Origin of the sequence: Stenotrophomonas sp. TWI819 (genome assembly GCF_039673075.1) — a bacterium.
Taxonomy (GTDB): domain Bacteria; phylum Pseudomonadota; class Gammaproteobacteria; order Xanthomonadales; family Xanthomonadaceae; genus Stenotrophomonas; species Stenotrophomonas rhizophila_B.
On sequence record NZ_JBDJKY010000014.1, the window covers coordinates 48,232 to 62,476 of the forward strand.

Sequence of the window (14,245 nt, forward strand, 5' to 3'; positions counted from 1 at the left end):
CTGGAGGACATGGCCGGGCCCCAAGCCCGGCGGGGTGCAAATGTAAAGCGTTCGCATTCGCTTTACAAATCCTGAACATTCAGGCTTTCCAGGCCCCCAGAACGCAACCGGCCACCGCGAGGGTGGCCGGAGGGAACACCGTGGCAGGGGCTCTCAGGCCCTTGCCGGTGCAGGCTTACAGCGCCTGCAGTTCTTCGTTGGCGTTGCGCTTGGCCTCGGCCGGCTTGGCGGCCGGCGGCGGGGTCAGCATCACCGCGGGGCTGGTCTCGACCGGCACATCCAGGTACGGCAGCTTCAGGGTCTCGCTGGTCAGGCGGCGGATCTCATTGGTCAGCGCCGGGCTGTCGTTGAGCTTGCGGCCATACGACGGGACGATCTGCCTCAGGCGCGCTTCCCAGCCCGCCGCCATCTGCTCCGGGAAGGCTTTCTTGAGCAGGTCCAGCATGATCGGCGGCGAGGTGGAGGCACCCGGCGAGGCGCCAAGCAGGGCGGCCAGGGTGTGGTCCTGGTCGGTCACGATCTCGGTACCGAACTGCAGGATCGAGCCCTTTTCCGGGTCCTTCTTGATGATCTGCACGCGCTGGCCGGCGGTGACCAGCTTCCAGTCCTCGCGCTTGGCGTGGGGGAAGTACTTGACCAGCTCGGCCTGGCGGTCGTCATCGTTCAGACGCGCCTGGCCCATCAGGTACTTCACCAGGTCCAGGTTCTCCAGGCCCACGTCGATCATGCCGGCCACGTTGTTGTGGTTGACCGAGGAATACAGGTCGAACCAGGAGCCATGCTTGAGGAACTTGGTGCTGTACAGCGCGAACGGCCCGAACAGCACCACCGGCTTGCCATCCAGCTTGCGCGCATCCAGATGCGGCACCGACATCGGCGGCGAGCCGGTTTCGGCCATGCCGTAGGCTTTGACCGAATGCCGGTTGGCGATCGCCGGGTCCTGGAACGCCAGGAACTGGCCACCGACCGGGAAGCCGGCGTAGTTCTTCGATTCCGGAATGCCCGACAGCTGCAGCAGCTTGAGCGCGGCGCCACCGGCACCGATGAACACGAAGCGCGACTTGACCGTGGTCTCGTTGTCGGACTTCAGGTCCTTGACGGTCACGTTCCAGCTTTTGTCATCGTTCTGGCGCAGGGCACGCACTTCATGGTTGAGATGCAGTTTGAAGTTCGGGCTGCGTTCCAGGCCAGCGGTCAGCTGGCGGGTGATCACACCGAAGTTCACGTCGGTGCCCAGCGGCATCCAGGTGGCGGCGACCTTCTGCTTCGGGTCGCGGCCTTCCATCAACAGTGGCGCCCACTGCGTGATCTGCGCGGGATCCTCGGAGTACTGCATGCCGTAGAACAGCGGGTTCTTGACCAGTGCCTGCTGGCGCTTGTGCAGGTAGGCGATGTTCTCATCGCCCCAGACGAAGCTCATGTGCGGGGTCGGGTTGATGAAATCGCTGGGCTGGCTCAGGCGGCCTTCGCGGATCTGGTGCGACCAGAACTGGCGCGAGATCTCGAACTGCTCGGCGATGCCGACGGCACGCTTGGTCTCGATGCTGCCGTCGGGCAGTTCCGGGGTGTAGTTCAGCTCGGCGAACGCGGAATGACCGGTACCGGCATTGTTCCAGCCGTCCGAGCTTTCCAGCGCAACCCCGTCCAGGCGCTCATAGACCTGGATGTTCCAGTCCGGCTGCAGCTCCTGCAGGAAGGTGGCGAGCGTGATGCTCATGATGCCGCCGCCGACCAGGACGACGTCGACCGGCTTGTCGTTGCCGGCAGCCGGGACCGAACGCTGATGCAGCGGCCAGTACAGGAACAGTGCTGCTGCCAACAGCAACACCACGAGGAGGCCGAGGACGACCTTCGCTAGTTTTTTCATGGGGATCTCAGGTAGGGAGACATGGGAAGGATGCCGCCGCTGCCGGGAACGCCCGTGAAGACGGACGTCACAGCGGTACCTTGGGAGCGATTTTAGCCCTTTCCGGTACGGATTTGGTGCAACGCAGCATCCGGTGGGTGTGCCGGGCCGGGTCAGTCGCTGGCCAAGGTGAAGTATTCGAGGAGGAAATAGCCGGCTTGATAAACCAGTGCCAGCACGGCCAGAGCCAGATGGGCGCGGCGCTGGCGCAGGGCCATGCCCAGCCCGGCAATGACCAGCATCACCACCGTGTGGACCCAGTAAGCGTCGCCGAGCATCTGCCAGCGGCTGTGACCCTTGATGGCGGTATCGACCAGATCCAGCAGCGTGACCAGCGCCAGCATCCCGAAAAAGCCACCGCGCCGCTGCAGCAGGTAATTCTCATAGCTGCCGTACTCGCGCACATCGTCCGGAAACAGCAGCACGCACAGCAGGTACCACGCGGCGCAGTAGGCGATCACGAACAGATACAGCTCGAAGGTCCACTGCCGGACCTCGCCCAGGCGGAACTCCCACCACCAGAAGGTCACCACCGAGATCAGCGCCCAGATCACCCAGCACAGGTGGATCCACGACCAGCCGCGGCGCTGGGGGTGCTCGATGATCCCCGCCAGACCCCGCAGCAGGGTGGTGATGCTCAGGCCGAGGATGATGCTGAGCACCACGCGGATGTGCAGGTAGACCGGATCGGTGTCCATCGACGTGCCCGCGGCGGGAATGCGCTGATGCTGCATCGGGGCGGGTCGTCAGGTCGTGTAGGGCGGCCCTACCGGTCGGGGGTTATCGCTTCTTGCGCACCAGCGTCCCCGAGGCGGCCAGCACCGCTCGGGTCAGCAGCGCCATCGTCTGCACATCGCCCTTCCAGTGCTGCCAGTACAGCGGCACGTCTTCCCAGGCGCGCTGTTTCATGTGCACCAGCCGGCCGGCGTCCAGGTGGCGCTTGACCAGCGGCAGCGGGTTCATGGTCCAGCCCAGCCCGCCGAGGTTGGCCTGGACGAATGCGCGGGTGGAGGGGATCCACCAGGTCGGCGCGGTCAGCGGCAGGTCGTTGCCGACCAGGCGGCGGGCGAACCGGGCCTGCATGTCGTCCTTGCGGTTGAACACCAGCACCGGCGCCTGGGCCAGCGACTGCGCGTTGACGCCCTTGGCGAAGTGCTGCTCATGGAAGGCCGGGGTGCAGGTGGCGGCGTAGCGGATGCTGCCCAGCGCATGGATCTGGCAACCCTGCACGGGCTCATCCAGCGTGGTCACCGCGCCCAGCACGGCCCCTTGCCGGAGCAGGGCCACGGTGTGGTCCTGGTCTTCCGAGCGCAGGTCCAGCGTGGTGCCGGTCTGCCGTGCGAACTGCAGGGCGGCCTCGGGGAACCAGGTTTCCAGGCTGTCGTGGTTGACCGCCACCGGAATGCTGGCGTGGGGCAGGTCCTCATCGGCGATGCCCATCCGGTGCAGGGCATCGTGCTCGAGCAGGGCGGTCTGCTCGGCCAGTTGCACCAGCACCTGGCCTTCGGTGGTGGCCACCGCCGGGGACGAGCGTTTGACCAGCAGGCGGCCGACCCGGTCCTCCAGCGCCTTGACCCGCTGGGAGACCGCCGAGGCGGTGACATTGAGCGACTGCGCGGCACGGTCGAAGCTGCCTTCGCGGATCACCGCCGCCAGGGCGCGGAGCTGGGCATGGTCGATGCGCATGATCTTAAGTTCTGCTAAAGATGGTTAAGTAAGTTTAGCTCTACTTTTTAATGTTGCGGCGCGACAATACGCGCCATCCGGTGCTGTACGCCTTGGCGAGGCACCGCCCCCCAGCAAGACACAGGTGGTATCCCATGTTTTCCATCCTTTCCGGCGGTGCCGGTCTGAGCGCGTGGCTCAGTGGTGCCGCAACCGGCATCGGCCTGTTCGCGGTGGTCGGCGCGCAGAGCGCGTTCATCCTGCGCCAAGGCATCCTGCGCAAGCACATCATTCCCGTGGTGGCCACCTGCGCCGCCATCGATGGCATCTTCATCTTCGCCAGCGTGGCGGGCCTGCGCACGCTGACCCAGGCCCTGCCGTGGCTCACCACCGTGGTCCTGTGGGGCGGTGTCGCCTTCCTGGCCTGGTACGCCTGGCAGTCGGCGCGGCGCGCGCTGGCCGGTGGCGGTGGCATGCACGTGGACGACGGCGACAGTACCTCGCGCCGCGCGGTGCTGATCTCGGCGGTCGGGTTCTCGCTGATCAACCCGCATTTCTGGCTGGACATGATGGTCATCGGCGGCATCGCCGAGAACTTCGGCAACGCGCGCATGGCGTTCGCGGCCGGCGTGTTCACCGCCAGCTGCCTGTGGCTGACCGCCCAGGGCCTGGGCGCGCGCCTGCTGGCCCCGCTGTTCACCAAGCCCAAAACCTGGCGCATCCTCGACGGCACCATCGCGGTGATCCTGTCGATCCTGGCGCTCAGCCTCGCGTTCCGCGGCATGCATTGAACTCTCTCCTCGATGCAGGTCCTGGAAATGGCACCGTTCGCGGTGCCATTTTTTTGCATGGAAGCGCCGCTGTACCACCCCACCGAAGGCCGCGGCTAACTACACCGATCCTCATTGCGGTGAGTACTACGAAGCTGCTGGCGTTTCTCTCCAGCAGCCTGGGCGGGCAGACCGATTCGGCATCGACGCCTACCAACCCTGAGCACGGCGCGGCTCGGGCTTACTTCACCCCGTGCATCATCCGCTTCAGCAGCGGCGAGCAGATCAGCGCCACCGCCGCGCAGCCCAGTCCGATCCACATCAGCAGCCAGAAGAGGTGTTCGTAGCTGGCGGCGGCGCTGGCGATATCCATGCTCTGGCCTTCCGGCACCTCGATCGCGGCGAGCTTGCCGAACAGCGCCGCCAGCGTTTCCGAGAACGCAGTGGCCAGGAACCAGGTGCCCATCATCAGGCTGACCACGCGCGGTGCGGCCAGCTGGGTGACCGCCGACAAGCCGACCGGCGACAGGCACATCTCGCCGATCTCCAGGATCAGGTAGGCCAGCACCAGCCACCACACACTGGCCATCTGCCCGGTCGCGCCGACGTGCTGGGCAGCCAGGGCCAACGGCACGAACGAGAGTGCGGCGAAAATCAGCCCGATCGAGGATTTAACCGGCTTGGACGGGTCCATCCGACGACGGTCCAGCCACGCCCACAGCAGCGCGAACAGCGGCGCGAGCACGACCAGGAACAGGCCGCCCAGGTAGGTCAGCGAGCCGGCCGTCTGCGGAATCACCAGGCAGTCGCGGATCAGCATCACCAGCATCGCCGCCACAATGGCGATGAACAGGTTGCGCGGCGCGGACGAACCCGGGTTCCGCTCCGACAGGCGCGCGGCCACCACGAAGCCCAGCGGCGCCAGCAGCAGCGAGGCGATCGACCACGGCAGCGGCGTGCCGCCCCGGATCACCAGCGACGGCACCAGGTCCTTGGTCAGCAGGCGATCGGTAAAGGTCACCCACGACCCGTAGGTCTGCTCGTACAGGGTGAAGAACACGAGGGCCATGAAGATCAGCGCCATCAGCGCGATCATCTGCTGGCGCTGCACCGGCGTGCAGCGGGTACCGGTAAACCACGCGAACCAGACCAGCACGCCGCCGAGCACGACGATCATCAGCATCAGTGACAGGCTGATTTCACCGCCGAGCGCGAACGCGCCGTTGGCCGCGGCCCACATCAAGGCAGCGACGGGGATCACGCCGAGCACGGCCACCGCATAGATCAGCCATTCGCGGCGGATGCCGAGCACGCGCTGGCGCAGCGTCGGCAGGTCGGACGGTTCGGCGTGGCCCTGCAGATACTTCTGGCCCCACAGGAACATGCCCAGCCCGATCACCATGCCGATGCCGGCCGCACCGAAGCCGTATTTCCAGCCATAGGCTTCGCCGAGGAAGCCGCACACCAGCGAGGCGAACAGCGCGCCCAGATTGATGCCGGCGTAGAACAGCGAGAAGCCCGAATCGCGGCGGGGATCGTTCTCCGGGTAGAGCTTGCCGACGATGGTGGAGATGTTCGGCTTGAGGAAGCCCACGCCCATGATGATCAGGGCCAGCGAGAGATAGGTGATGCCCAGGGCCGCATCATCGCGCATGATCGCGCCGTCGACGCGGACGGCGGCATGCCCTTCGAACGCCATGCCCAGATGCCCGAGCACCAGCAGCACGCCGCCGAACACCACCGCCTTGCGCATGCCCAGCCAGCGGTCGGCGAGCAGGCCGCCGAACACGGGAATGCAGTAAACCAGCCCACCGTAGGCACCGAGCAGATCCAGGCCGGCCTTGTCACCGAACAGGTGGTACTTGGTGAGATACAGCAGCAGCAGTGCCTTCATCCCATAGAACGAGAACCGCTCCCACATCTCGGTGAAGAAGCAGATGTAGACGCCCTTGGGATGGCCGAGGAAGTCGTCGGTCGCGGTGGAGGTGGAGGCGGCGGAGGCGGGCAGGGCGGCTGCGGTCATCGAGGGATCGGGCAGGGCGGACAAGGGGGCGAGTATAGGCCCGGGGTGACGGTGTATCCGTGCCGGGTCTGGCCGCTCCGCTGTCTACAGATAGCGAAGCCACGCCAGATCCCGCCGACGCGCCTTGAAGCGCGCGAACGCCCGCGTGGGCCAGTACAGCGCCAGTGCCAGCACCGCGGTGATCACCCACAGGCTCGCCACATGGTCCACGGCGACATACGCGCCGTGGGTGTGCCCCCAGCGTGCTTCGGCCAGCACGTACAGCAGCTTCAGCACGTACAGGTGCAGCAGGTAGAAGAACATCGGTGCTGCGCCGATGTCGGCCAGCGGCGCCAGCGCCCGTGCCACGCGCGGCTGCTCGTACAGGCGCAGCAACAGCAGGCCGATGCCCAGGGTCAGCAGCAGGAACAGGAGCGAGGGCGGGTACTTGGTGACGTTGAAGACGCTCATCAGCGTGCTGCCCAGTGTGGCGAAGGACTGCCACGGGCTGTCGCCGTAGAGGTTCACCGCCCGCAGGATGACGAACGCCAGCAGCGCACCGGCGCCGGCCATCCACAGGCGGCGCTGGCGCAGGAGGGCATCGCCGCCGCGCGCGAACCACGGGCCGATCACCCAGCCCAGTGCAATGACGCCGATCCACGGCAGCACCGGGTAGGAGGTGCGCAGGCGCAGCCCGTCGGTCACGGCGATCCAGTCGCGCTGGTGCAGCACCTTCCACAGCACGGCCAGCACCCCGTCGCCCTGCACGCGGACGCCATCGAGCAGGGTGTGCCCGGCGATCACGGCCAGTGCCAGCACCGCCAGCGCCCCGCGTGGCAGCCACAGCAGCCCGGCCAGCGCGATCATGCTGATGCCGATGGCCCAGATCACCTGCAGGTACATCACGCTGGGCGGGAACTGCAGCGTCCACGCGAAGTTGACCACCAGCAGCTCCAGCGCCACCAGGAACAGGCCGCGCTTGAGCAGGAACGCCGACGCAGCCCGGCGCCCATCCGGCTTGCCACTGGCGTACAACCAGGCCGACAGGCCGGTCAGCAGCACGAACACCGGGGCACACAGATGCGCCAGCAACCGGCTGACGAACAGCGCCGGTTCGACCTGGTCGACCACCATCGGGTCGCCGACCTGCTGGTGCATATAGAAGGTTTCGCGCACGTGGTCGAGCAGCATCAGCACGATGACAGTGCCGCGCAACTGGTCAATGGAGGTCAGGCGGGAGGTGGGGGAATACGTCACAGCAGTGCCGGTTGCTCGGCTCGATAGGATATAACATAACTAAAGTGGATGGGCCCGGCCTTGGACGTTGCCGAGTCCGGCGGGTTGCGGCTGCGGCGGCAGGCGAAGGTCAACAGGGGCCTTGATCGGGTGGTGCAGGGGTGCTGGCCAGCGGGCGGCACTACTGGACTTGCCCGTACATGAACGCTAGCGTGGCAGGGATTTTTTGCCAGCAGGGGCTTCCATGAACAACGACGCTGCGCCACGCCAGCTCACTTTCCGCGCGGTGGTGCTTGCCATCGTGCTGGCAGTGATTCTGTCGGCCGCCAACGCCTACCTCGGTCTGTTCGCAGGCCTGACCATCGCCACCGCCATTCCCGCCGCGGTCATTTCCATGGGGGTGCTGCGCCTGCTCGGCGGTGGCACGATCCTGGAAAACAACATCGTGCAGACCGGTGCTTCGGCCGGTTCGTCGATCGCCGCCGGCGTGATCTTCACGATTCCCGCGCTGGTGATCATGGGCTACTGGCCGGACTTCAAGTACTGGTGGGTGCTGGGCATCGCCGGTCTGGGTGGTCTGCTGGGCGTGCTGTTCTCGGTGCCGCTGCGCCGTTCGATGATCGTGGAAGATCCGCTGCCGTTCCCGGAAGGCAAGGCGGCCGCCGAAGTGCTCAAGGCCGGTGAGAACCCGGGTCCGGGCCTGAAGATCCTGGCCGTGTCGGCGGTGATCGGCGCCTTCGTGAAGCTGGCGGCCGAAAGCGGCCTGCGCCTGATTCCGGATGCCTGGGCCACCTCGGCCTACGTGGGCAGCTCGAAGATCACCGCCTTCATCGGCACCAACCTGTCCCCGGCGCTGCTGGGTGTGGGCTACATCGTCGGCCTGAATGTCGGCATCGTGGTGGTGTCCGGCTCGATCCTGACCTGGCATATCGCCATTCCGCTGTACCAGTCGTTCTTCATGAACACCGATCCGGCGCTGGCCGCCTCGATCGCCACGGCCAGCTCCACCGAGGCGGCCTTCGCCATCTGGGGCGCGAAGATGCGTTACCTGGGCGTGGGCGCGATGCTGATCGGTGGCGTGTGGACCCTGATCTCGCTGCGCAAGTCGCTGCTCAATGGCGTCAAGAGCGGTTTCGCCGCGGCCCGCAAGAGTGGCGGCCCGGCGCTGGCGCACACCGAGCGCGACCTGCCGATGAAGTGGATGCTGGTGGCCCTGGTGGTGTTCACCCTGCCGCTGCTGGCGCTGTACCAGGCCATCGTGGGCCAGTGGCACGTCTCGATCCCGATGACGCTCATCATGATCGTGGCCGGCTTCCTGTTCGTTTCGGTCTCGGCTTACCTGGCGGGCCTGATCGGCTCCTCCAACAACCCGGTCTCGGGCATCACCATCTCCACCATCCTGTTCGCCTCGGCGGTGCTGGTGGTGTTGCTCGGCGCCGACGGCCTCAAGCCGGTTGGCGTCGGCGGTGCCCCGCTGGGTGCGGTGGCCGCGATCATGATCGGTGCGGTGGTGTGCTGCGCGGCCGCGGTCGGCGGTGACAACCTGCAGGACCTCAAGGCCGGCTACATCGTCGGCGCCACCCCGTGGAAGCAGCAGCTGATGCTGGGCATCGGTGCGTTCTCGTGTGCGCTGATCATGGCCCCGGTGCTGAACCTGCTGGCCACCGCCTATGGCATCGGCGTCAAGTCCGAGCTGCATCCCAACGCGCTGGCCGCGCCGCAGGCGAACCTGATGGCCTCGGTGGCCAAGGGCCTGTTCGGCGGCGAGCTGCCGTGGACCTTCATCGGCATCGGTGCCGTGGTCGGCGCGGCGATCATCGCCTTCGACAACTGGTTGAAGTCGCGCAACGCACGCTTCCGCGTGCCGGTGCTGGCTGCGGCGATCGGCATCTACCTGCCGCTGGAGCTGATGGTGCCGATCTTCCTGGGCGGTCTGATCGCCTACCTGGTGGAACGCTTCCACAAGATCCGCGGCGACGACGAAGAAGGCCGCGACCGCGTGCACAAGCCGGGCGTGCTGTTCGCTGCGGGCCTGATCACCGGTGAAGCCCTGATGGGTATCGCGATCGCGGTGCCGATCGTGATCAGCAGCCGCGCGGACGTGCTGGCGCTGCCGTTCCACCTGCCGGGCGCGCAGTGGATCGGTCTGGCCGTGCTGTTCCTGGTCGGCTGGTTGATCTACCGCACCGGCAAGCGCGCGGTGGGGTCGGTCTAACAAGCGACCCCGGTCTGCGTCACGACAAACCCCGCTCAGGCGGGGTTTGTCGTTTCTGCCTCCCGCCGATCCGCTGGCATGACCGATGGCCTTTGCATAGGCGGCCCCTGCGGCCCTACCATCGGCGTTTTGCCGTTCCGCGGAGACCCCGATGAAACTTCGTTACGCCCTGCTGCCGTTGTGCCTGCTGACCGCGATGCCCTCGCTGGCGGCCACGCGTGGCCTGGATGTGCGCGACATGATCGCGCTGGATCGGGTCTCCAGCCCGCTGCTGACCGCCGATGGCGGCAATGTGATCTTCGCCAAGCGCGTGGTCGGCACCGACAGCAAGGCCAGCACCGGCCTGTACATCCGCAACCTGCGCACGCGTGACCTGGCCCCGCCCAAGCCGCTGACCCCGGCGGGCTGGAACGTCAATTCCGCAGCGCTGTCGGCCGATGGCCAGACGGTGTACTTCCTGAGCGCCAAGAACGGCAGCCAGCAGCTCTACGCGCAGCTGACCACCGGCGGCACGCCGCGCCAGCTGACCGACTTCCCGGTCGATGTGGACAGCTTCCACGTCTCCCCGCAGGGCGACCGCGTGGCCTTCAGCAGCGGCGTGTTCCAGGACTGCGGTTCGGACCTGGCCTGCACCAGCAAGAAGCTGGACGCGCACAAGGCGCGCAAGAACACCGGTGAGGTGTTCGATAACCTGTTCGTGCGCCATTGGGATACCTGGGCCGATGGCCGCCGCAATACGCTGTTCGTGGCGCCGCTGCCGGCAGGCAAGGCCGCCGCGGTGAAGGGTGCTTCGGCGATCAGCGCGACGCTGGCCGGCGATGCGCCGTCCAAGCCGTTCGGTGGCAACGACGACTTCACCTGGTCGCCCGATGGCAAGAGCGTGGTCGCGGCCATCCGCGTGGCCGGCAAGCAGGAGCCGTGGTCGACCAACTTCGACCTGTACCGCCTGGATGCCGAGGGCAAGCAGGCGCCGGTCAACCTGACCGCGGCCAACCCGGCCTGGGATGCCGGCCCGGTGTTCAGCGCCGACGGCAAGACCCTGTACTACCGCGCCATGAAGCGCCCGGGCTTCGAAGCGGACCGCTTCGGCCTGATGGCGATGGACGTGGCCACCGGCAAGACCCGCGAGATCGCACCGAAGTGGGATCGTTCGGCCGGCGAGATCGTGCTGTCCGGTGACGGCACCCTGATCTACACCAGTGCCGACGACATGGGCGAGCACCGCCTGTTCGGCGTCGACATCGCCACCGGTGAGGCCGAGGTCGTGGCCGACGGCGGCAGCATCGGCTCGCCGGTGATCGCCGGCACCACTTTGGCGTACACCAAGAACAGTCTGAAGAGCGGCGATCAGATCATCGTGGCCGCCTTCGATGGTGCGAACCCGCGCGAGATCACCCCGAGCGCCGGTGAGATGCTGCCCGACGTCGCCTTCGGCGATTACGAGCAGTTCCAGTTCAAGGGCTGGAACAACGAGACCGTGCACGGTTACGTGGTCAAGCCGTACAACTACCAGGAAGGCAAGAGTTACCCGGTCGCGTTCCTGATCCACGGTGGCCCGCAGGGCAGCTTCGGCAACGGCTGGAGCTACCGCTGGAATCCGCAGACCTACGCCGGCCAGGGCTACGCGGTGGTCATGATCGACTTCCACGGCTCCACCGGCTACGGCCAGGCCTTCACCGATGCGATCAGCCAGCACTGGGGCGACCGCCCGCTGGAAGACCTGCAGAAGGGCTGGGCCGCGGCACAGAAGCAGTACCCGTTCCTCAACGGTGACAAGGCGTGCGCCCTGGGCGCCAGCTATGGCGGCTTCATGGTCAACTGGATCGCCGGCAACTGGAACGAGCCGTGGAAGTGCCTGGTCAATCATGACGGCGTGTTCGACCAGCGCATGATGGGCTACGCCACCGAAGAGCTGTGGTTCACCGAGTGGGAGCAGGGTGGCACGCCGTACGAGAAGGCCGCCAGCTACGAGAAGTTCAACCCGGTCAACCACGTGGCCGACTGGAAGAAGCCGATCCTGATCGTGCACGGCCAGCTCGACTACCGCATTCCGGTGGAGCAGGGCCTGGCCGCGTTCACCGCTGCGCAGCGCCAGGGCATCGAGTCCAAGTTCCTGTACTTCCCGGATGAGAACCACTGGGTGCTCAAGCCGCAGAACAGCGTGCAGTGGCACGACACCGTCAACGGCTGGTTGAAGCAGCACATCGGCGAATAAGCCGGTTTGAAGCGCCGCCCCCAGGGGCGGCGCTTTTTCATCGCTAGTGCCGGCTGCTGGCCAGCATCTGCACCGCGCTTTCAGTATTCATGAGGTTGCCGGCCCGCGGCCGGCACGACCCAGGCACCCCATCTCCGTGAAAGCACCTGCCCTGATCCAGAACGACATCGTCGTCTTCGGCCTGATCGCCGCCACCCTCGGTGCCGTGTTCTGGACCGCCTCGCGCGAACAGGGGCTGTGGAAGCGTTTCTACACCTACGTGCCTGCCTTGCTGCTGTGCTACATGATTCCGGGCGTGTACAACACCGTCGGTCTGATCGACGGCCAGAACACACAGCTCTACAACCCGGTCGCCCGTGACATCCTGCTGCCCGCTGCCCTGGTGCTGCTCACCCTGGCCGTGGACATCAAAGGCATCCTGCGGCTGGGCCCGAAACTGATCGTGATGTACCTGGGCGCCTCGCTCAGCATCATGATCGGCGCGGTGGTCGCGTTCCAGTTGATGAAATGGCTGCATCCGGCCACCGTCGCCGGCGATACCTGGGCGGGTATGGCCGCACTCGCGGGAAGCTGGATCGGTGGCGGCGCCAACATGCTGGCCATGCGCGAAGTGTTCGATGTCAACGCGACCACCTTCGGGCAGTTCGCGGTGGTCGATGTCGGTGTTGGATATGTGTGGATGGCCGTGCTGATCTTCATGGCCGGGCGCGCGGCGAAGATCGACGCCCGCAGTGGTGCTGATACCTCCGGCATTGATGCCCTCAAACTTCGCATCGAAGCTTTCCAAGCCAAGCACGAGCGCGTGGCCAGCCTGACCGACCTGATGCTGATCGTCGCCGTTGCCTTCGGCGTGGTGGGCCTGTCGCACGCGATTGCCGGGCCGGTCTCGGCGTGGTTCAAGGGGCATGTCGCCTGGGCCTCGCAGTTCAGTCTGGACGCGCCGTTCGTGTGGGTGGTGGTGATCTCAACCACCTGCGGCCTGGCGCTGAGCTTCACCCGTGCGCGCAATCTGGAAGGCGCCGGTGCTTCCAAGCTCGGCTCGCTCCTGCTGTATTTCCTGATCGCCTGCATCGGCATGCAGATGGACCTGCTGGCGTTGCTGGATCGCCCGTGGCTGTTCGCGCTGGGCCTGATCTGGATCGCGGTGCACATCGTGCTGCTGTGGGCGCTGGCACGCGCGCTGAAGGTGCCGTTCTTCTACTTCGCGATCGGTTCGCAGTCCAACATCGGCGGACCAGCCTCCGCGCCCGTGGTCGTGGCAGCGTTCCATCCCTCGCTGGCGCCGGTGGGCGTGCTGCTGGGCACGATGGGCTACGCGACGGGCACGTATCTGGCGTACATCGTGGGCATCACCCTGCGCGCGATGGCAGGGCAGGGCGGGTAGATCCACGCCATGCGTGGATGCATTGCCACGCGCCCGGGACTGACCGCACGTGCGGATTTACGCAGGAAGAAGGCCGCGTTCGACCAGCCACGCCTTTGCGTCTTCCGCATCGTGCTCGAACCATGCTCTGGTCGACCCCAACCGATAAGTATACCCCCACGCATCCATGTCCAGCATCAGGCGGTCGCTGCCCACACCGGGCAGTCTGCCGGCCAGCACGATCTGCAGGTAACAGGTCGCGTCTTCTTCGGGCACCGAATCGGTGGCATCGGTATGCACCAGCGCACGCCGCTCCGGCGGCAGCACGATCAGGTGGCAGGCTTCGTGCAGCATCGAGTGCACGGGGGTGTCATCGCGGACATACACGTCGCTGCCGATGATGCCGGCTTCGGGTTCGCCCCAATAGCTGCCCGGAATCGGCGCGCCATCGGCCACACGATGCAGGTGCAGATCGTGGGCGGCAAGCAGGGCATGGGCATCGTCGAAACGGATATCGCCGACGCGGGTGACCTGCGGTTCGGCGGTGGGGGCAGCGTCGTTCATGGGTTACCGCTCAACCGCCCCTTCCAAAACGGAAGGGGCGATGTCGATCAGGGCTGCTGCGGGCCTTCCGGCAAGGCGACGGAGATATCGAGCACATCGTGCTCGCCGTCCTTGACCAGATCGACCTTGACCGCATCAGCGTCGATGTTGACGTACTTCTTGATCACTTCCAGCAGCTCGCGCTGCAGCAGGGGCAGGTAGTCCGGGCCGCCGCGGTGGCTGCGTTCCTGCGCGATGATGATCTGCAGGCGGTTCTTGGCCGTTTCGGCAGTGGTCTTCTTTCGGTTCAGGAAATCGAACAGTCCCATG

Annotated in this window: 11 protein-coding genes; 4 read left to right on the forward strand and 7 right to left on the reverse strand. The window is 66.2% G+C overall.

What is annotated here, in order from left to right:
- Nucleotides 1-175 precede the first annotated feature (175 nt).
- The 3 genes from mqo to ABE463_RS16270 all read right to left on the reverse strand — a co-directional run bounded on the left by mqo (nt 176) and on the right by ABE463_RS16270 (nt 3,592).
- Entirely contained in the window at nt 176-1,867 is a 1,692-nt protein-coding gene (gene mqo / locus ABE463_RS16260) for a malate dehydrogenase (quinone) (RefSeq protein WP_346468868.1), read from the reverse strand.
- A 152-nt stretch (nt 1,868-2,019) separates the two neighbouring features.
- On the reverse strand, nt 2,020-2,640 hold the full coding sequence (locus ABE463_RS16265; RefSeq protein WP_346468869.1) for a hypothetical protein: 621 nt from the start codon (nt 2,638-2,640) through the stop codon (nt 2,020-2,022).
- A 46-nt stretch (nt 2,641-2,686) separates the two neighbouring features.
- Nucleotides 2,687-3,592 carry a LysR family transcriptional regulator ArgP gene (locus ABE463_RS16270; protein ID WP_346468870.1) on the reverse strand — a complete coding sequence of 302 codons (906 nt, stop codon included), beginning with the start codon at nt 3,590-3,592 and terminating at the stop codon, nt 2,687-2,689.
- Nucleotides 3,593-3,726: 134 nt separating this feature from the next.
- On the opposite strand from ABE463_RS16270, the gene ABE463_RS16275 reads away from it, so the two are divergent.
- The gene (locus ABE463_RS16275) at nt 3,727-4,362 is read left to right on the forward strand and encodes a LysE family transporter (RefSeq protein ID WP_121043335.1); all 636 of its coding nucleotides are present in this window, start codon (nt 3,727-3,729) and stop codon (nt 4,360-4,362) included.
- 220 nt (nt 4,363-4,582) lie between these two features.
- Here ABE463_RS16275 and ABE463_RS16280 read toward each other — a convergent pair whose 3' ends face one another.
- Both ABE463_RS16280 and ABE463_RS16285 read right to left on the reverse strand, forming a co-directional pair.
- A complete protein-coding gene (locus ABE463_RS16280) occupies nt 4,583-6,364 on the reverse strand; it encodes an oligopeptide:H+ symporter (protein WP_346468871.1) in 1,782 nt (593 codons plus the stop codon).
- Between the two features lie 84 nt (nt 6,365-6,448).
- Nucleotides 6,449-7,600, reverse strand: a complete 1,152-nt coding sequence (locus tag ABE463_RS16285) for a heparan-alpha-glucosaminide N-acetyltransferase domain-containing protein (RefSeq protein ID WP_346468872.1) — start codon at nt 7,598-7,600, stop codon at nt 6,449-6,451.
- Nucleotides 7,601-7,823: 223 nt separating this feature from the next.
- Here ABE463_RS16285 and ABE463_RS16290 point away from each other — a divergent pair, with 223 nt between their 5' ends.
- The 3 genes from ABE463_RS16290 (at nt 7,824) to ABE463_RS16300 (ending at nt 13,393) form a co-directional block, all read left to right on the forward strand.
- A complete protein-coding gene (locus ABE463_RS16290; RefSeq protein ID WP_346468873.1) occupies nt 7,824-9,794 on the forward strand; it encodes an oligopeptide transporter, OPT family in 1,971 nt (656 codons plus the stop codon).
- 151 nt (nt 9,795-9,945) lie between these two features.
- Entirely contained in the window at nt 9,946-12,009 is a 2,064-nt protein-coding gene (locus ABE463_RS16295; protein ID WP_346468874.1) for a S9 family peptidase, read from the forward strand.
- A 136-nt stretch (nt 12,010-12,145) separates the two neighbouring features.
- On the forward strand, nt 12,146-13,393 hold the full coding sequence (locus ABE463_RS16300; protein ID WP_346468875.1) for a DUF819 family protein: 1,248 nt from the start codon (nt 12,146-12,148) through the stop codon (nt 13,391-13,393).
- 57 nt (nt 13,394-13,450) lie between these two features.
- On the opposite strand, the gene ABE463_RS16305 is transcribed toward ABE463_RS16300, so the two are convergent.
- Nucleotides 13,451-13,936 (reverse strand): hypothetical protein, encoded by a 486-nt coding sequence (locus tag ABE463_RS16305; protein ID WP_346468876.1) that lies wholly within the window; start codon nt 13,934-13,936, stop codon nt 13,451-13,453.
- A gap of 47 nt (nt 13,937-13,983) precedes the next feature.
- The gene (gene minE / locus ABE463_RS16310; protein WP_017355894.1) at nt 13,984-14,244 is read right to left on the reverse strand and encodes a cell division topological specificity factor MinE; all 261 of its coding nucleotides are present in this window, start codon (nt 14,242-14,244) and stop codon (nt 13,984-13,986) included.
- Nucleotide 14,245: the final 1 nt, after the last annotated feature.